Source organism: Streptomyces physcomitrii (assembly GCF_012273655.1).
Taxonomy (GTDB): domain Bacteria; phylum Actinomycetota; class Actinomycetes; order Streptomycetales; family Streptomycetaceae; genus Streptomyces; species Streptomyces physcomitrii.
Window position 1 is genome coordinate 172,969 of sequence record NZ_JAAWWP010000014.1, and the last position, 20,607, is coordinate 193,575.

Sequence of the window (20,607 nt, forward strand, 5' to 3'; positions counted from 1 at the left end):
CCACGGGCGCGTCAGGAGTTGCTGTTGTCGAGGGCCAGCGAGACGAGGGCGTCGACGTCCATCTCGGCGATCGCCGCGGCCTGCTGCGGTTGCTGCGCGGCGCTCTCGCCGTCCGGGGCGGCGCCCAGCTTGAGGAGCGCGTCGAGGAGTCCGGCCTCCCGCAGCCGCCGCACCGGGACGCTCGACAGGACGCGCCGGATCTGCTGCTCGTCGGCCTCCTCGGAGCCGGTGCCCGTGTCCTGGGCGCCGGCGGCCTCGGGGGCCAGTTCGGTGCGCAGGTGGTCGACGAGTTCGCCCGGGGAGGGGAAGTCGAAGATCAGGGTGGCCGGCAGCCGGAGCCCGGTGGCGCTGTTCAGGCGGTTGCGCAGTTCGACCGCGGTCAGCGAGTCGAAGCCGATGTCCTTGAAGGCGCGGTCGGCCTCCACGGTACGGGGGTCGGTGATGCCGAGCACCGCGCAGACGTGGGTGCGGACCAGGTCGAGGAGGATCTCGGCGGCCTGGGCGGCGGTGCGCCCGGCGAGGCGGCCGAGCAGTTCCTCGGGCTCGGAGGCCGCGGCGGCGGCCTGGGCGCTGCGCCGCACCGGGGTGCGGACCAGGGCCCGGTAGAGCGCGGGTACCGCGCCGCCGCTCTGGCCGCCGAGCGAGGCCGGGTCGAGCCGTACGGGCACGTACAGGGCCTCGTCGAGCCGGGCGGCGGCGTCGAAGAGGGCGAGGCCGGTCTCCGGGGTGAGCGGGGTGACGCCGCCACGGGTCATCCGCGCCACGTCGGTCTCGGCGAGGTCGGCGGTCATACCGCCCGCCGGTTCCCACATGCCCCAGGCCAGCGAGCGGGCGGGCAGCCCCTGGGCGCGGCGGTGGTGGGCCAGGGCGTCCAGGAAGGCGTTGGCGGCGGCGTAGTTGGCCTGGCCGGAGTTGCCGGAGACGCCCGCGGCGGAGGAGTAGAGGACGAAGTCGGTCAGCTCCAGGTCGCGGGTCAGCTCGTGCAGGTTGAGGGCGGCGTCCGCCTTGGGCCGCAGTACGGCGGCGAGGCGTTCGGCGTCCAGGGAGCCGAGGACGCCGTCGTCGACGATGCCCGCGGTGTGCACGACGGCGCGCAGCGGGCGCTCGGCGGGGATGCCGGCCAGCACCGCGGCCAGCCGCTCCCGGTCCGCCGCGTCGCAGGCGACGACCTGGGCCGTGGCGCCCGACTCGGCGATCTCGGCGACCAGTTCGGCCGCGCCGGGGGCCTCGGGTCCGCGCCGCCCGGCGAGCACCAGGTGGCGTACGCCGTGTGCGGTGACCAGGTGGCGGGCGAGCAGGGCGCCGAGGGTGCCGGTGCCGCCGGTGATCAGGACGGTGCCCTCGGGGTCCCAGCGCTGCGGGACGGTGAGCACGATCTTGCCGATGTGCTGGGCGCGGCTCATCAGGCGGAAGGCCTCGGGGGCGCGCCGGATGTCCCAGCTGCGGACCGGCAGCGGGGTGAGGTCGCCGGAGTCGAAGAGCGCGACGAGTTCGGCGAGCATCTCGCCGGTGCGCTCGGGTCCGGCCTCGGCGAGGTCGAAGGCCCGGTAGCGGGCGCCGCCGTGGTCGCGGGCGATCTGCTCCGGGTCGCGGATGTCGGTCTTGCCCATCTCGACGAAGCGGCCGCCCTCGGCCAGCAGGCGCAGCGAGGCGTCGACGAGTTCGCCGCTGAGCGAGTCGAGGACGACGTCCATGCCCTTGCCGTCGGAGGAGGCGTAGAAGTACTCCTCGAAGTCGGCGTCGCGGGAGGAGGCGATGTGCGCCTCGTCGAGTCCGGCGGCGCGCAGCGCGTCCCACTTGCCCTTGCTGGCGGTGGCGAAGACCTCGGCGCCGAGGTGCCGGGCCAGTTGCACGGCGGCCGTGCCGACTCCGCCCGCGGCGGCGTGGATGAGCACCTTCTCGCCCCGCTTGAGGTCCGCGAGGTCGCGCAGCGCGTAGGCGGCGGTGAGGAAGGCGGCCGGTACCGAGGCGGCGCGCTCGAAGGTCCAGCCCGCCGGGATCCGGGCGACCATGCGGTGGTCGGCGACGGCGAGCGGCCCGAAGGCGTGCGGGATCATGCCCATGACGCGGTCGCCGACGGCGAGCGAGGTGACGCCGGGGCCGGTCTCGGTGACCACGCCCGCGGCCTCGCTGCCGAGGAAGGCCTCCCCCGGGTACATGCCGAGGGCGATCATCACATCGCGGAAGTTGAGCCCGGCGGCGTGCACGGCGATCCGTACGGTGTTCTCGGCGAGCGGGGCCTCCGCCTCGGGGCGGGGCAGCAGGCCGAGGTTGTCCAGGGTGCCGCGGGCCCGGGTGTCCAGGGTCCAGGCGGCCTCCTCGGGCAGCGCCAGGGAGCCCGATCCGGCGGTGGTCACCAGGCGCGGGACGAGCAGGGTCTCGCCGCGCAGCGCGGCCCCGGGCTCGTCCGCCTCGGCGGTCGCGGCGAGGGCGCCGGGCAGTGCGGCGGCGGGGGCCTCGGCCTCCGGGTCGAGGTCGAGCAGGACCAGGCGGCCGGGGTTCTCGGTCTGCGCGGAGCGGACCAGGCCCCAGGCGGGGGCGTGCGCGAGGTCGGTGACGTCCTCGCCGGTGCGGGTGGCGACGGCGCCGCGGGTGAGGACCGCGAGCCGGACGTCCTCCAGGGAGCTGTCGGCGAACCAGTCCTTGAGGTGGCCGAGGAGCCGGGCGGTGGACTCCCGTACGGCGTCCGGGCCGGTCTCGTGCGCTGCGGCCGCCGGGCCGAGCGGGAGGAGCACGGTGTCCGGCAGCGGGTCGCCCGCGGTGAGCGCGGCCTTCATGGCGGCCACATCGGGGTACGAGGCGGCCGCGCCCGCGGTGCGCAGGGTGTCCGCGAGGCCGGCGGTGTCGGCGCCGAGTACCGCCCAGGTGCCCGCGGCGGCCGTGGTGGGGGCCGGTGCGGGGACCCAGTCGAGGCGGAACAGGCCCTCGGCCTCGCCTGCGGACTGCTGGAGCGAGGCGGTGGCGACCGGGCGCAGGACCAGCGAGTCGAGGGTGGCGACGGGGTGGCCCGCGGTGTCGGTGGCGGTCACCGCGATGGTGTCCGTACCGGCCTTGGCGATGCGCACCCGCAGCGCCGAGGCGCCCGCGGCATGCAGGTGGACCCCGTTGAAGAGGAAGGGCAACCGTGCCTCACCGGTCTGCTCGACGAAGTCGCCGAGGCGCATGCCGTGCAGGGCGGCGTCGAGCAGGGCGGGGTGCAGACCGTACTTGCCCGCCTGGGCCTGCTGCGGTTCGGGCAGCACGACCTCGGCGAAGACCTCGCCGCTCTCCGGGTGCTTCCAGGCCGCGGTCAGGCCCTGGAAGGAGGGGCCGAAGCCGTAGCCGACCTCGGCGGCACCGGCGTAGAAGTCGCCGACGTCCAGGGCCTCGGCGCCGGGCGGCGGCCAGGCGCCGAGCCCGGGGGCCGACTCCCCTGCCGCGGGGGCGAGTTCACCGCTGGCGTGCCGGGTCCAGGGGCGTCCGGCGGCGTTCTCCGGCCGGGAGTGGACGGCCACCGGGCGGCGGCCCGCGCTGTCGGCCTCGCCGACGCGCACCTGGATCTGGACGCCGCCGCGCTCGGGCAGCGGCAGCGGGGCCTCCAGGGTGAGTTCCTCCAGGCGGCCGGTCCCCGCCTCGTCACCGGCCCGTACGGCGAGTTCGACGAAGGCGGTGCCGGGCAGGATGACGGTGCCGGCGACCGCGTGGTCGGCGAGCCAGGGCTGGGTCTCCGGCGAGAGCCTGCCGGTGAACAACAGGCCCGCGCCGTCGGCGAGTTCGGTGGCGGCGCCGAGCAGGGGGTGCCCGGCGTCGGCGAGTCCGAGGCCGCTCGCGTCGGCGGCGCCCGCGGTGCGCGGCTCGGGCCAGAAGCGCTCGTGCTGGAAGGCGTAGGTGGGCAGGTCGACGCGGCGGGCGGCGCGGCCCTCGTACAGTCCGCTCCAGTCGACGTCGACGCCGTGCGCCCAGGCCTGGGCGAGGGCGCCGAGGAAGGCCTGGGGCTCGGGGCGGTCCTTGCGCAGGGCGGGCACGAGCAGCGGGGCGGGGCCGCCGTCCTCGACGCACTCCTGAGCCATGGCGGTGAGCACGCCGCCGGGGCCCAGCTCGATCAGGGTGTTGGCGCCGAGCCCGAAGACGCTGCGGACGCCGTCGGCGAAGCGGACCGCCTCGCGTACGTGCCGGACCCAGTAGTCGGCGCCGAACTCGGTGAGCTGCTCGCCGGTGAGGTTGGAGACCACCGGCAGGCTGGGCGTCCGGTAGGTCAACTGCTCGGCCACGCGCCGGAATTCGGCGAGCATCGGCTCCATGAGCGGCGAGTGGAAGGCGTGCGAGACGGTCAGTTCGCGAGTCTTGCGGCCCTGCTCGGCGAGCTGGGCGGCGACCTCGCGGGCGGCCTCGGCCTCGCCGGAGATCACCACGGAGGCGGGCCCGTTGACGGCGGCGACCGAGACGCGGTCGGCCACCTCGGCGAGCAGCGGCAGGACCTCCTCCTCCGTGGCGCGCAGCGAGATCATCACGCCGCCCGCCGGGAGTTCCTGCATCAGGCGGGCGCGGGCGGCGACCAGGGCGCAGGCGTCGGCCGGGGAGAGCACCCCGGCGACATGGGCGGCCGCGATCTCGCCGATGGAGTGGCCGACCAGGACTCCGGGCCGTACGCCGAGGGCGGTCAGCTGGCGGAAGAGGGCCACTTCGAGGGCGAAGAGCGCGGGCTGGGTGTAGCGGGTGGCGTCCAGGAGCGCGGCGTCCTCGGTGCCCTCCTCGGCGAAGAGGAGGGTGCGCAGCGGACGGTCGAGGTGGCGGTCGAACTCCGCGCAGAGTTCGTCGAGGGCCTCGGCGAACACCGGGAAGGCGGTGTGCAGTTGGCGTCCCGCGCCGGGGCGCTGGCTGCCCTGCCCGGAGAAGAGGAAGGCGGTCTTCGCGGGCTTCGCGGTGCCGGAGACGACGCCCGGTGCGGGGCTGCCCTCGGCGAGCGCGGTCAGCGCGGTGAGCAGGCCCTCGCGGTCCTCGGCGAGCACCGCGCCGCGGGTCTCCAGGGCCGCGCGGGTGGTGGTGAGCGAGTACGCGAGGTCGGTGGCGTCCAGGTTTCCGTCGGCGGCGAAGAAGTCGCGCAGACGGGCGGCCTGGGCGCGCAGTCCCGGGGTGCCGCGGCCGGAGAGCAGCCAGGGCAGCGGCAGCCGGGGCGCCTCGGCCGCGGGCCGGGGCTCGGCGGCGGCCGGGGCGGGGGCCTGCTCCAGGACGAGGTGGGCGTTGGTGCCGCTGCCGCCGAAGGAGGAGACGGCGGCGCGGCGGGGGCGGCCGGTCTCGGGCCAGTCGCGGGACTCGGCGAGGAGTTCCACCGCCCCGGAGTTCCAGTCGACCTCGGTGCTGGGGTTGTCGATGTGCAGGGTGCGCGGGACGGTGCCGTGCCGCATCGCCATGACCATCTTGATGACGCCCGCGACGCCCGAAGCGGCTTGCGCGTGGCCCATGTTGGACTTGACCGAGCCGAGCAGCAGCGGGGTGTCCGCGCTGTGGTCCTGCCCGTAGGTGGCGAGGAGCGCCTGCGCCTCGATGGGGTCGCCGAGGGTGGTGCCGGTGCCGTGCGCCTCGACCACGTCGACCTGGTCGCCGGTGAGGCCCGCGTTGGCGAGGGCCTGGCGGATGACGCGCTGCTGGGCGGGGCCGTTGGGGGCGGTGAGGCCGTTGCTCGCGCCGTCCTGGTTGGTGGCGGAGCCGCGGATCACGGCGAGTACCTGGTGGCCGTTGCGCTCGGCGTCCGAGAGGCGTTCCAGGAGCAGCACGCCGACGCCCTCGGACCAGCCGGTGCCGTCCGCCTCCTCGGCGAAGGACTTGCAGCGTCCGTCCGGGGAGAGTCCGCGCTGCTGGCTGAAGCCGATGAAGACGCCGGGCGAGCACATCACCATCGCGCCGCCCGCGAGGGCCATCGAGCACTCCCCGCTGCGCAGCGCCTGCGCGGCGAGGTGCAGCGCGACCAGGGAGGAGGAGCACATGGTGTCGACGGTGACCGCGGGGCCTTCGAGGCCGAAGGTGTAGGCGACACGGCCGGAGACGACGGCGGCGGAGGCGCCGAAGAGCATGTGCCCCTCGGAGCCCTCGGGCATCTCCATGCCCTCGCCGTAGCCCGGGTATCCGGCGCCGATGAACACGCCGGTACTGCTGCCCTTGAGGGTCTCCGGGTCGATCCCGGCGCGCTCGAAGGTCTCCCAGGAGGTCTCCAGGAGGAGCCGCTGCTGCGGGTCCATGGTGAGCGCCTCGCGCGGCGAGATCCCGAAGAAGCCGGGGTCGAAGCGGGTGGCGCTGTCGACGAATCCGCCCTCGCGCACATAGCTGGTGCCGAGTGCGTCCGGGTCCGGGTCGTAGAGCGAGCCCAGGTCCCAGCCGCGGTCGGTGGGGAAGCCGGAGATGGCGTCGCGGCCCTCGGCGACCAGCTGCCACAGGTCCTCGGGCGAGAGCACCCCGCCCGGGTAGCGGCAGCTCATGGCGACGATGGCGAGGGGTTCGTCGGTGGCGGTGGCGGAGGTCCCGGCCCGCTCGGCGGACCGGTCGGGGGTGCCGAGGACCTCCGCGCGGACGAAGCGGGCCAGCGCGGTCGGCGTCGGGTGGTCGAAGACCAGGGTGGCCGGGAGGGTGAGGCCGGTGGCCGTGGTCAGGCGGTTGCGCAGGTCGACGGCGGTCAGCGAGTCGAAGCCGAAGTCCTTGAAGGCGCGGTCGGGGGCGACGGCGTCCAGGGTGGTATGCCCGAGGACCGCGGCGGCCTCGGTGCGCACCAGCTCCAGGGTGATCTCCTCGCGTTCGGCCTCGGTGGCACCGGCCAGGCGCTCGGCGAACTCGGAGGCGTAGGTGCCCTCCTGGCCCTCGCCGGGCTGTGCGGCGCGCAGTGCCTCGCGGGCCTCGGGGACGCCGTCGAGCAGGGGGCTCGGGCGGCCGGAGGTGAAGCCCGGGGCGAAGCGGGCCCAGTCGACGTCGGCGACGGCGAGGAAGGTCTCCTCGTGGTCGACGGCGCGCAGCAGGGCGGTCAGCGCGGTCGCGGGCTCCATCTCCAGGACGCCGCGCTTGGCCATGTAGGCACGGGCGCCCTCGGTGTCCATGATCCCGCCGCCGCCCCAGGCGCCCCAGGCCAGCGAGGTGGCCCGCAGTCCGCGGGCGCGGCGCTGCTCGGCGAGGGCGTCGAGGTGGGCGTTGGCGGCGGCGTAGGCGGTGTGGCCCGCGGCGCCCCAGACCCCGGAGTTGGAGGAGAAGAGCACGAAGGCGTCGAGCGGGGTGTCGCCGAGGAGGGCGTCGAGGTGCTCGGCGCCGCGCACCTTGCCCGCGGTGATCTCGGCGAACTCCTCGGGGGTGAGCGCGTCGAAGGGGGTGGACTGGGGGACGCCCGCGGCGTGCAGGACGGCGGTCAGCGGGGCGTCCTCGGGCACCGAGGCGAGCGCGGCGGCCAGCGCCTCGCGGTCGGCGGCGTCGCAGGCGACGACCGTGGCGCGGGCGCCCAACTCGCCGAGTTCGCGGATGAGTTCGGCGGCGCCGGGCGCCTGGGGGCCGCGGCGGCTGGTGAGCAGCAGGTGGGGGGCGCCGAGCGAGGCGAGCCTGCGGGCGGCGTGGGCGCCCACTCCCCCGGTGCCGCCGGTGATCAGGACGGTGCCGCGCGGCCGCCACTCGTGGCCGCTCTCGCGGTCGGCGAGCCGGGCGCGGACCAGCCTGCGTCCGTAGAGCCCGGTGTCGCGTACCGCGATCTGGTCCTCCTCGCCGCTCGCGGCGAGGGCCTGGACGAAGCGGGTGAGGGCCCGCTCGTCGGGTGCGGCGGGCAGGTCGATCAGGCCGCCCCAGGTGCGGGGCGCCTCCAGGGCGAGGACCCGGCCGAGGCCCCAGACCTGGGCCTGGGCGGGGGTGGCGGGCGCGTCGCCGCGGACGGCGGAGACGGCGCCCCGGGTGGCGCACCACAGGGGGGCGGTGAGTCCCGCGTCGGCGAGGGCCTGGGCCAGGGTGAGGGTGAGCAGGGCCGGGTCCTCGGCGGCGAGGCCGGTGAGGGAGAGCACGCCCGCCAGGGGGGTGCCGGCCAGGGCGCCCAGGGTCTCGGCGAGGGCGGTGCGGTCGGCGGCCTCCGCGGGCAGCGTCAGGGTGTCGGCACCGTGCCGCTCCAGGGCCCCGGCGCAGGAGGCGGCGAGGGTGTCCGCGCCCTCGGGGACGACGAGCAGCCAGGTGCCGTCGAGCCGGGCCTGGCCCGGGTCGCCGAGCCGGGTGAACTCGACGCGGTAGCGCCAGCGGTCGATCTCGGCGCCCTCGCGGCGGCGCCGGCGCCAGGAGGCGAGGGCGGGAAGCAGCCTGCTCAGGCCGTGGTCGCCGTCCTCGTCGACGTCCAGGGTCCCGGCGAGTTCCTCCAGGTCCTCGCGCTCGACGGCGTCCCAGAAGCGGGCCTCGATCTCGTCGGCGGGCAGCCCGCCCGCGCTCTCGGCGGCGGGGTCGGACTCCAGCCAGTAACGCTCCTGCTGGAAGGCGTAGGTGGGGAGTTCGACGGTACGGGCGCCGGGGCCGCCGAGGAGGCGGGGCCAGTCGACCGGGGCGCCGCGGGTCCAGGCCTCGGCGAGCGAGGTGAGGAAGCGCCCGGGGCCGCCCTCCTCGCGGCGCAGGCTGCCGAGGGTCGCGGCGGGCTGCCCGGCGTCGTCGAGGGTCTCCTGGACGCCCACGGTCAGCACCGGGTGGGCGCTCGCCTCGATGAAGAGCCCGTGGCCCTCGGCGAGCAGGGTGCGTACGGCGTCCTCGAAGCGGACGGTGTTGCGCAGGTTGGTGTACCAGTACGCGGCGTCTAGCTCGGTGCCGGTGACGAACTCGCCGGTGACGGTGGAGAGGAAGGGCACGCCGGTACGGACCGGCCGGATCCCGTCGAGGGCGGTGAGGACCTGCTCGCGGATGGTCTCGACCTGGGGGCCGTGCGAGGCGTAGTCGACGTTGATGCGGCGGGCGCGCACCCCGTCCTGCTCGCAGGCGGCAAGAAGCTCGTCCAGGGCACCCGGTTCACCGGAGACCACAGTGGACTGCGGGCCGTTGACGGAGGCGACGGCGAGGCGTTCGCCCCAGGCCGCGATGCGGGTGGTGACCTCGGCGGCGGGGGCCGCGACCGAGACCATGCCGCCCTTGCCCGCGAGCGCCAGCAGCGCCTTGGCCCGCAGCGCCGAGACCTTCGCGGCATCGTCGAGCGACAGCGCACCCGAGACGGCCGCCGCGGCGATCTCGCCCTGCGAGTGCCCGATGACCGCGGCGGGGCGCACCCCCGAGGCACGCCAGAGTTCGGCGAGCGAGACCATGACCGCCCACAGCGCGGGCTGCACGACGTCCACCCGGTCGAAGCCCGGAGCACCGTCCGCCTGCCGCAGGACGTCGAGCAGCGACCAGTCGACATATGGGGCCAGCGCTTCGGCACACTCCTGCAGCCGGGCCGCGAACACCGGGGAGGAGTCCAGGAGTTCGACCGCCATACCCGGCCACTGCGAACCCTGGCCGGGGAAGACGAAGACGACTCCGGCGCCGGGCAGGGTGGTGCCCTGGACCACGGCCGGGCTGGAGGTGCCGTCGGCGAGGGCGGTCAGGCCGGAGGTGAGGGTGGCGCGGTCGGCGGCGACCACGGCGCCGCGCTGCTCCAGGGCGGCGCGGGTGGTGGCCAGCGAGAGCGCGATGTCGGCGGGCGCGGCCTCGGAGGAGGTGGCGAAGCCGTGCAGCCGGTCGGCCTGGGCGCGCAGGGCGCCGGGGTTCTTGCCGGAGACCAGCCAGGGAAGCAGCCGGGTGTCCAGGACGCGCGGGGCGGGCTCGGCGGCCGGGGCCTCGGGGGCGGGCTCGGCGGGGGTGTCCTGTTCGAGGATGACGTGGGCGTTGGTGCCGCCGACGCCGAAGGCGGAGACGCCCGCGCGGCGGGGGGCGTCCTCGCGCCGCTCCCAGGGGGTGTCCTGCTGGAGCAGCCGGACGGTGCCCGCGGACCAGTCGATCTTGGTGCTGGGGCTGTCGGCGTGCAGGGTCCTGGGCAGGACGCCGTGACGCATGGCCATGATCATCTTCATCACCCCGGCCATGCCCGCGGCGGCCTGGGTGTGGCCGATGTTCGACTTCACCGAGCCGAGCCAGAGCGGGCGTTCGGGCGCGCGGCCCTTGCCGTAGGTGGCGATGAGGGCCTGGGCCTCGATGGGGTCGCCGAGGGTGGTGCCGGTGCCGTGCGCCTCGACCGCGTCGATCTCGGCGGCCTCCAGGCGGGCGTTGGCAAGCGCCTGCTTGATGACGCGGCGCTGGGAGGGGCCGTTGGGCGCGGTGAGGCCGTTGCTCGCGCCGTCCTGGTTGACGGCGGAGCCGCGGATCACGGCCAGGACCTCGTGCCCGTTGCGGCGGGCGTCGGAGAGCCGCTCCAGGAGGAGCACGCCGACGCCCTCCGCGAAGCCGGTGCCGTCCGCGGTGTCCCCGAAGGCCTTGCAGCGGCCGTCGGAGGCGAGCCCGCGCTGGCGGCTGAACTCGACGAAGAGCCCCGGCGTGGACATCACGGTGACGCCTGCGGCCAGGGCGAGCCCGCACTCGTTCTGCCGCAGCGCCTGCACCGCGAGGTGCAGGGCCACGAGCGAGGAGGAGCAGGCGGTGTCGACGGTGACCGCCGGGCCTTCGAGTCCGAAGGTGTAGGCGAGGCGGCCGGAGACCACGGCCGCCGCGCTGCCGGTGCCGAGGTAGCCCTCGACGCCCTCCGGCACCTCCTCCAGGTCGCCGCCGTAGCTGGAGGAGGAGGCGCCGACGAAGACGCCGGTGCTGCTGCCCTTCAGCGAGTGCGGGTCGATACCGGCCCGCTCCAGGACCTCCCAGGCGGTCTCCAGGAGCAGCCGCTGCTGCGGGTCCATGGCCAGCGCCTCACGCGGCGAGATCCCGAACAGCTGGGCGTCGAACTGCGGGACCTCCTGCAGGAATCCGCCCCGCTGGGTGTACGAGGTCCCGGCCCGGTCCGGGTCCGGGTCGTACAGCGCCTCCAGGTCCCAGCCGCGGTCCTCGGGGAAGCCGGAGATGCCCTCCCGGCCCTCGGCGACCAGGTCCCACAGCTCTTCCGGGCTCGCGACCTCGCCGGGGAAGCGGCAGGCCATGCGCACCACGGCGACCGGCTCCGGCTCTTCCAGCTCCCGTACCCGCCTGCGCGCGTTGCGCAGGTCGGTGGTGGCCCGCTTCAGATATTCGCGGAGCTTGTCTTCATTGGTGTTGCTCAACTCAGTCACCTACCGGAAACAGGACCGGGCACGGGAAGCGGAAGGCCGAAGCGGCGCCGTTCATGGGTTATTTCGTTTCGAGTTCGTCGTCGAGCAGGCCGAACAGCTCGTCGTCGGAGGCCGCGTCCACATCGCTCTCGCCCTGGTTCCCGCCGCCCTTGCCGGTCCAGGTGGACAGCAGGGCCTGGAGGCGGCCGGTGATGGCCGCGCGGGCCTCCGGGTCCTCCGGGGCGGAGCCCAGTAGGGCTTCCAGGCGCCCGATCTCGTCGAGCACCGGCTCCACCCCGCCGCTCTCGCCGAGGAGTTCGGTGCGCAGCTCGGCGGCGAGTTCGGCGGGTGTCGGGTGGTCGAAGACGAGGGTGGAGGGCAGGCTGAGGCCGGTGGCGGCGCCGAGCCGGTTGCGCAGTTCGACGGCGCTCAGCGAGTCGAAGCCGAGTTCCCGGAAGGGCCGGTCGGGTCCGACGGCGGCGAGCGCGCCCTCGCCCGTGCTGCCGTGGCCGAGGACGGAGGCGGCCTGCTTGCGGACCAGTTCGAGCAGGATGCGCTCCTGCTCGGACGGCGGCTGCGCCTGGAGCCGGGCGAGCAGTGCCTCGGGGGCGCCGGCGCTCTCCTCGGCGGCGGACTCGGCCTCGGCCTGCGCGGCGGCCACCTTGGCGGCGGCCTCCGGCACCATCTCGAACAGCGGGCTGTTCCGCTCGGTGTTGGTGCCGAGCGAGAAGCTGTCCCAGCGGATGTCGATGAGGACCGGGTTGGTCTCCTCGTGGTCCAGGGCCTGCTGGAGCGCGGCGGTGGCCTGCTCGGGCGGCAGCTCCCAGACGCCCTGGGTGCGGGCCCGCTCGCCGACGCCGTTGTCGGCCATGCCGCTGCCCTCCCAGGTGCCCCAGACCACCGAGGTGGCGGGCAGCCCCTGGGCGCGCCGCTGCTCGGCGAGGGCGTCCAGGAAGGTGTTGCCGGGCGTGTAGTTGCCGAGGCCCGCGGAGCCGTAGGAGGCGCCGAAGGAGGAGAAGAGCACGAAGGCGGTCAGCCCGGCGTCGGCGGTGAGTTCGGCCAGGTGCTGGGCGCCGCGCGCCTTGACCTGGAAGGTGCGCTCCAGGCGGTCCGGGGTGAGGGTGTCGACCATGCCGTCGTCGAGGACGGCGGCGGTGTGGAAGACGGAGGTCAGCGGGGTCTCGGCGGGGATCGCCGCGAGCACCCCGGCGAGCGCCTCGCGGTCCGAGACGTCGGCGGCGGCGAGGGTCACCCGGGCGCCCAGCTCTTCGAGTTCGGCGGTGAGTGCGGCGGCGCCGGGGGCGTCCGCGCCGCTGCGGCTGACCAGGACCAGGTGCTCGGCGCCGCTGCGGGCCAGCCAGCGGGCGGTGTGGGCGCCGAGGCCGCCGGTGCCGCCGGTGACCAGGGCGGTGCCCTCGGGCTTCCACTCGCGGGCCGGGGCGGTGTCGCCGAGGGGCGCGCGGACCAGCCTGCGGACCAGGATGTCCCAGGAGCGGATGGCGAGTTGGTCCTCGTCACCGGGTTCGGTGAGCACCCGGGCGAGCCGGGTCCAGGCCTGCTCGTCCACCTGCTGCGGCAGGTCGACGATGCCGCCCCACAGCCGCGGGTGCTCCTGCACCAGGACGCGGGCCAGGCCCCAGACAGCGGCCTGCACCGGGCTGGTGACGGCGTCCGTGTCGCCGATCGAGACGGCGCCCTGGGTCAGCGACCACACCGGCGCGTCGAACTCGGCGAGTTCGCGGACCTGGAGGACCGCCTGCACCAGGGTGACCGTACCCGCGAGGCCGAGCGGCAGCGCCTCGTACTCGGGGTGCGGGCGCTCGTCGAGGGAGAGCAGCGAGAGCACGCCGGTGATCTCGGTGCCCTCGGTCAGCGTCTCGTGGATCTGCTGGGCCAGGGTGTAGCGGTCCGCGGCGTCGATCTCGACCGGGATGCGGATGCTCTGCGCGCCGTGCTCCTTGAGCTGCTGCGCCGCGGCCTCGGCGAGGTCGTCGGCCCGGCCCTCGGGTTCGATGATCAGCCAGGTGCCGGTGAGGGCGGGCTCGGCGGTCTCGGCGACCGTCCACACAGCGCGGTAGCGCCAGGAGTCCATGACGGACTTTTCCCTTCGGGTACGCCGCCAGTCGGTCAGGGCGGGCAGTACGGAACCGATCGGCTGGTCGGCGGCGAGGTCGAGGCCGTCGAGCGCGGAGAGGTCGCCCCTCTCGACGGCGGCCCAGAAGGCGGCGTCCACCTCGTCCACGGGACCGCCGGGGGCGGTGCCGCTCGCGGCGGCCGCGCTCTCGTCCTCCAGCCAGTAACTGCGGTGCTGGAAGGCGTAGGTGGGCAGCGGGACGCGGCGCACCGGGCGGTCGCGGTAGACGGCCGCCCAGTCGGGGGTGGCGCCGTGCGCCCAGGCCTCGCCGAGCGAGCTGAGGAAGCGCAGCGGGCCGCCCTCCTCGCGGCGCAGGGTGCCGAGGGTGACCGCCGAGGAGCCGAGCTCGTCGATGGTCTCCTGCACCCCGATGGTGAGCACCGGGTGGGCGCTGGACTCCACGAAAAGGCCGTGCCCGGAGGCGAGCAGGGCGCGGACGCCCTCCTCGAAGCGGACGGTGGTGCGCAGGTTGGTGAACCAGTACTCGGCGTCCAGCTCGGTGCCCGTCACCGGCAGGGCGGTGACCGTGGAGAAGAAGGGCACCTCGGCCGCCCGCGGGGTGATCCCGGCGAGGGCGCCGAGCACCTCCTCGCGGATGGACTCCACCTGGGCCGAGTGCGAGGCGTAGTCGACGTTGATGCGGCGGGCGCGCACCCCGTCCCGCTCGCAGGCGGCAAGAAGCTCGTCCAGGGCGCCCGGTTCACCGGAGACCACGGTCGAGCGGGGGCCGTTGACCGAGGCGAGCGAGAGGCGTTCGCCCCAGGCCTCGATACGGGTGGTGACCTCGGCGGCGGGGGCCGCGACCGAGACCATGCCGCCCTTGCCCGCGAGCGCCAGCAGCGCCTTGGCCCGCAGCGCCGAGACCTTCGCGGCGTCGCCGAGCGACAGCGCACCCGAGACGGCCGCCGCGGCGATCTCGCCCTGCGAGTGCCCGAGCACCGCCGCCGGGCGGATGCCGTTGGCGCGCCACAGTTCGGCGAGCGAGACCATCACGGCCCACAGCGCGGGCTGCACGACGTCCACCCGGTCGAAGCCCGGAGCACCGTCCGCCTGCCGCAGCACATCCAGCAGCGACCAGTCCACGTACGGGGCCAGCGCCTCAGCGCACTCCGCCAGCCGCGCCGCGAACACCGGCGAGGAGTCCAGGAGTTCGACCGCCATACCCGGCCACTGCGAACCCTGGCCGGGGAAGACGAAGACGGGGCGGTCGGCGCCGGGGACGGCCTGGCTGCCGAGGTCGTCGCCGTCGGCGAGGGCCTTCAGACCGGAGAGGAAGGAGGCGTGGTCCGGCGCCGCGACCGCGGCCCTGACCGGGTGCGCGGTACGGGTGGTGGCCAGCGACCAGCCGGTGGAGGCGGGGTCGGCGCCCTCGCTGACGTGGGCGAGCAGCCGGGCGGCCTGGGCGCGCAGCGCGGCCTCGGTGCGCCCGGAGAGGGTCCACAGGGCGGGGCCGCCCGCGTCCTCGGCCGGGGTGTCCGCCGGCTCCTCGGCGGCCGGGGCCTCTTCGAGGATGACATGGGCGTTGGTGCCGCTGACGCCGAAGGAGGAGACACCGGCCCGGCGCGGATCGGCGCCCGGGGCCCAGTCCCGCGCCTCGGTGAGCAGCTTGACCGCGCCGCTGGACCAGTCGATGTGCGGGGAGCTCTCCTCGGCGTGCAGGGTGCGCGGCAGCTGTCCGTGCCGCAGCGCCTGCACCATCTTGATGACCCCGGCGATGCCCGCGACCGGTCCGCCGTGGCCGATGTTCGACTTCACCGAGCCGAGCCACAGCGGCGCCTCGGCGCTCTTCTCCTTGCCGTACGTGGCGAGCAGGGCCTGCGCCTCGATGGGGTCGCCGAGGGTGGTGCCGGTGCCGTGCGCCTCGACCGCGTCGACCTGGGCCGCGGTGAGCCGGGCGTTGGCGAGGGCCCGGCGGATGACCTCCTGCTGGGCGGGCTCGCTGGGGGCGGTGAGCCCGTTGGAGGCGCCGTCCTGGTTGAGGGCGGAGCCGCGGATCACGGCGAGGACCTGGTGCCCGTTGCGCTGCGCGTCGGAGAGGCGCTCCACGAGGAGGACGCCCGCGCCCTCGGACCAGGTGGTGCCGTCGGCGCCCGCGCCGAAGGCCTTGCAGCGGCCGTCGGGGGCCAGCGCCCGCTGGCGGCTGAACTCGACGAAGGCGGCGGGGCTCGCCATCACGGCGACCCCGGCCGCGAGCGCCAGGTCGCACTCGCCCTGGCGCAGCGCCTGGATCGCCAGGTGCAGGGCGACCAGACCGGAGGAGCAGGCGGTGTCCACGGTGACGGCGGGACCGGCCAGGCCGAAGGTGTAGGCGATGCGGCCGGACAGCACGGAGGACATGGTGCCGGTGCCGATGTAGCCCTCGGTGCCCTCCGGGAGCGCGTCCAGGCGGGAGGCGTAGTCGGAGGCGACGGCGCCCACGAAAACCCCGGTCGGCGTCGACTTCAGCGACAGGGGGTCGAAGCCGCCGCGCTCCAGGGTCTCCCAGGCGGTCTCCAGGAAGAGCCGCTGCTGCGGGTCCATCGCGGCGGCCTCGCGGGGCGAGATGCCGAACAGCTCGGGGTCGAAGAGGGTGGCGTCGTCGAGGAAGCCGCCCTCGCGGACGTAGGTGGTGCCCGGCTTGTCGGGGTCCGGGTCGTAGAGGTTCTCCACGTCCCAGCCGCGGTCGGTGGGGAAGGTGCTGATCGCGTCGGTGCCGGAGGCGATCAGCTGCCAGAAGCCCTCGGGGTCGGTGACGCCGCCGGGGAAGCGGCAGGCCATCGAGACGATGGCGAGCGGCTCGTGGCCGGCGTTCTCCGCCTCGCGAAGCTGCTGGCGGGTCTGGCTGAGGTCGGTGGTGACGCGCTTGAGGTACTCGCGGAGCTTCGCTTCGTTGCTCGTCGACATGCTGTCGAGTTCTCCTTGTGGATACGGGGCTGGAGGAGCAGGTCAGGAAGCTCCCAGTTCCTTGTCGATCAGGTCGAAGATCTCGTCGTCGGACACCGAGTCGAGGGCGCCGGACTCGATCACACCGCCGGAACCGGATCCCGAGCGCTCGCGCCACCGCCACAGCAGGGCCTCCAGGCGGCCGACGACCGCCTCGCGGTCCTCGCCCTCGGGGGCCTCGGCCGACAGGGCCGCTTCGAGGGCGGCGAACTCGCGGGCCACCGGGCCCTCGGCCGCGCCCACGGTGCCGAGCTGGTCGAGCAGGTGCTGGGCGAGGGCCAGCGGGGTGGGGTGGCTGAAGACCAGCGTCGCGGGCAGGCTCAGGCCGGTCGCGGCGGTGAGCCGGTTGCGCAGCTCGACCGCGGTGAGCGAGTCGAAGCCGAGGTCGCGGAAGGCGCGTTCGGCCTCCACGGTCTCGCTCTCGCCGTGCCCGAGCACCGCGGCGACCCGGCTGCGCACCAGGTCGGTCAGCGCGCGCTCCTGCTCCTCGGGGCCCATCGCGGCGAGCCGGGCGGTGAAGGACTCGGCCTCGGCGTCGTCCTGCCCGGCCGCCGCGCGGCGCAGCGGGGTGCCCGGCAGGACGGCCGCGGCGGTGCCTCCGGCCACGGCGTCCGCGAGGGCGGTCAGCTCGGCGCCGGAGACCAGCCGGGAGGCGAAGGAGTCGACGGTGGCGACCGGACGCCCGGTCACATCGGCGACCACGAGGGCCACTTCCTCGGGGCCGACCGGCTTGAGGTGCACGCGCACCCGGGTGGCACCGGCCGCGTACAGACGCAGCCCCGTGAAGGCGTACGGCAGCCAGGCCGTGCCCTCCTCCGCCTCCGGCCCGCTGACCGCGAGCGCGTGGAGCGCCGAGTCGAGCAGGGCCGGGTGGAGGCCGAACCGGCCTGCGTCTTCCTGCTGCTCCGCTGGCAGCGTCACCTCGGCGAACACACCGCCACCGTCGCCCGCGAGCCAGACGTCGGCCAACCCCTGAAAGACCGGGCCGTACCCGTACCCCTGCTGGTGCAGCCCCTCATAGAAGCCGTCGAGGTCGACCCGCTCGGCGCCGCTCGGCGGCCAGGCGGTGAGTTCGGTGCCGCCCTCGGGGCTGTCCGAGCGCTCCAGGCGGCCGTGGGCGTGCCGGGTCCACTCGCCCGCGTCCCCGGCGCTCTCGGGCCGCCCGTAGACGGTGACGGCGCGCCCCGTGTCGCTCTCCGGACCGACCACCACCTGCACCTGGACGGCGCCCTCGGCGGGGATCACCATCGGGGTCTCCAGGGCGAGTTCGGTGAGCCGGTCGCAGCCGGCCTCGTCGCCCGCGCGCACCGCGAGCTCGACGAAGGCGCCGCCCGGCAGCACCCGCACCCCGGCGACCACGTGGTCGCCGAGCCAGGGGTGGGTACGCAGCGAGAGCCGCCCGGTCAGCACGGTCTGGTTGCCCTCGGCGAGCCGGACCGCGGCGCCGAGCAGGGGGTGGTCGGTGGCGCCGAGCCCGGCCGCGGTGACATCGGCGGCGGCCGCGGCGGCGACATCCAGCCAGTACCGCTGCCGCTGGAAGGCGTAGGTGGGCAGGTCGGCGCCGGAGGCCTCGTGCCCGGCGTAGACCAGGCGCCAGTCGACCGCGGCACCGTGCGCCCAGGCCTCCGCGAGGGAGGCGAGCAGCCGGTCGGGGCCGCCCTCCTCGCGGCGCAGGGTGCCCTGGGAGGTGGCGGCGGCACCGGCGGCGTCGATGCTCTCCTGCACGCCCACGGTGAGCACCGGGTGCGCGCTGGACTCCAGGAACAGGCTGTGCCCCGAGGCCAGCAACTGCCGTACGGCGTCCTCGAAGCGGACCGTGTTGCGCAGATTGCGGTACCAGTACTCGGCGTCCAGCTCGGTGCCGGTCACGAACTCACCGGTCACCGTGGACAGGAACGGCACCTCGGCAGCGCGTGGCTGAATACCGTCCAGGAGTCCGAGCACCTCCTCGCGGATCTGCTCGACCTGGGGGCCGTGCGAGGCGTAGTCCACATTGATCCGCCGCGCCCGTACCCCGTCCGCCTCACAGGCCGCCATCAGCTCGTCCAGCGCCTCCGGATCACCCGAAACCACCGTCGACTGCGGGCCGTTGACGGAGGCGAGGGCCAGCCGCTCACCCCAGGCCGAAATACGCTCCCGTACGGAATCGGCCGCATCCGCGACCGAGACCATCCCGCCCTTGCCCGCCAGCGCGAGAAGCGCCTTCGCGCGCAGGGCCGAGACCTTCGCCGCATCCGACAGCGACAGTGCACCGGACACCGCAGCAGCCGCGATCTCACCCTGGGAGTGACCGATCACCGCGGCCGGAGCGACACCCGCCGCACGCCACACCTCGGCAAGCGACACCATCACCGCCCACAGCGCGGGCTGCACCACATCGACGCGATCGAAACCGGGAGCGCCGTCCGCCTGCCGCAGCACATCCACCAGCGACCAGTCCACGAACGGGTCCAGCGCCTCCGCGCACTCCCCCAGACGAGCCGCGAACACCGGCGAGGAATCGAGGAGTTCGACCGCCATCCCCGCCCACTGCGAACCCTGACCCGGGAAGACGAAGACGGACTTGCCGCCCTGGTCGCGGCCCTGGAGCGCTCCGGCGGCGAGGTCGCCCTCGGCGAGGGCCGCCAGGCCGCGGAGGGTGTCCTCCTGGCCGGGGGCGGCCACGGCGGCGCGGTGGTCGAAGGCGGACCGCGCGGTGGCGAGGGCGACGCCGGTGGCGGTGGTGTCGAGGTCGCCGGTGGCCGCGTACCGGCGGAGCCGTTCGGCCTGCCCGCGCAGGGCCTTGGCGGTCCGTCCGGAGAGCAGCCAGGGCACCGTGGTGCCGAGCCGGGACAGGAGCGCCGGGGCCGCCTCGCCGGTGGCGGGGTCCGCGGCGGGGTCGGTCGCCTCGGCGCCCTCGGCCGAGGCGGCGGCTGCGGGGGCCCCGCTCCCCGTGACCGGGGCCTCGGGGGCCGGGGCCTCTTCGAGGATGACGTGGGCGTTGGTGCCGCTGATGCCGAAGGCGGAGACACCGGCGCGGCGGGGGCGGCCGGTGCGGGGCCAGTCGCGGGCCTCGGTGAGGAGTTCGACGGCGCCGGAGTCCCAGTCGATCTTCGGCGAGGGCGCGTCCACGTGCAGGGTCTGCGGGAGCAGGCCGTTGCGCATGGCCATGACCATCTTCATGACGCTGGCCACACCCGAGGCGGCCGAGGTGTGGCCGATATTCGACTTCAGCGAGCCGAGCCAGAGCGGCTGCCCCTCCGGCCGGTTCTGGCCGTAGGTGGCGAGCAGGGCCTGCGCCTCGATGGGGTCGCCGAGGGTGGTGCCGGTGCCGTGGCCCTCGACCGCGTCGACCTCGGCGGCGGGCACCCGGGCGTTGGCGAGGGCCTGCCGGATGACGCGCACCTGGGAGGGGCCGTTGGGGGCGGTGAGGCCGTTGCTCGCGCCGTCCTGGTTGACGGCGGAGCCGCGCAGCACGGCGAGGATCCGGCGACCCGCGCGCCGGGCGTCGGAGAGGCGTTCCATGACGACGATCCCGGCGCCCTCCGAGGGCCCGAAGCCGTCGGCCGCGGCGGCGAAGGCCTTGCAGCGGCCGTCCGGGGCGAGCGCCCGCTGACGGCTGAACTCGATGAACCCGGCCTGGTTGGACATCACGGTGACGCCGCCCGCCAGGGCCATCGAGCACTCCCCCGCCCGCAGCGCCTGCGCGGCCATGTGCATGGCGACGAGCGAGGAGGAGCAGGCGGTGTCGATGGTGACCGCCGGGCCTTCGAGACCGAGGGAGTACGAGAGCCGGCCCGACATGACGCTGGCGAGGTTGCCGGTGCCGATGTAGCCCTCGACCTCCTCGGGCACCTCGGTCATGCCCGAGGTGTAGTCCATGGCGCTGAAGCCGACAAAGGTGCCGGTGGCGCTGCCGGTCAGGCTCAGCGGGTCGATGCCCGCGCGCTCCACGGCCTCCCAGCCGGTCTCCAGGAGCAGCCGCTGCTGCGGGTCCATGGCGAGCGCCTCACGCGGGTTGATCCCGAAGAAGTCCGCGTCGAACTCGTCCACGTCGTAGAGGAAGGCGCCCTCCCGTACGTAGTTGCTGCCGGGGACGTCGGGGTCCGCGCTGTAGCGGGACTCGATGTCCCAGCCGCGGTTGCCGGGGAAGGCGCCCACCGCGTCCTGTCCCTTGGCCACCAGGTCCCACAGCGCCTCGGGAGAGTCGGCGTCGCCGGGGTAGCGGCAGGCCATGCCGACGAGGGCGATGGGCTCGTGCTCCGCCGCCTGGACGGCCTGCAGGCGCTTGCGGGTCTGCTGCAGATCGGCCGTGGCCCGCTTGAGGTATTCGAGCAGTTTCTCTTCGTTGTTCGCGTGGTTCGCCATGGTCGAGATCTCCGTGAGGCCGCGTGCGGC

At 75.1% G+C, this 20,607-nt stretch carries 3 protein-coding genes; all 3 read right to left on the bottom strand.

Annotated elements, in window-relative coordinates:
- Positions 1-11: 11 nt before the first annotated feature.
- Positions 12-11,186, bottom strand: a complete 11,175-nt coding sequence (locus HFV08_RS22060) for a type I polyketide synthase (RefSeq protein WP_168541679.1) — start codon at positions 11,184-11,186, stop codon at positions 12-14.
- A 67-nt stretch (positions 11,187-11,253) separates the two neighbouring features.
- Positions 11,254-16,191, bottom strand: coding sequence for a type I polyketide synthase (locus HFV08_RS22065; protein WP_168541680.1), 4,938 nt, complete (start codon positions 16,189-16,191; stop codon positions 11,254-11,256).
- 42 nt (positions 16,192-16,233) lie between these two features.
- Positions 16,234-20,586, bottom strand: coding sequence for an acyltransferase domain-containing protein (locus tag HFV08_RS22070; protein WP_312885781.1), 4,353 nt, complete (start codon positions 20,584-20,586; stop codon positions 16,234-16,236).
- Positions 20,587-20,607 lie beyond the last annotated feature (21 nt).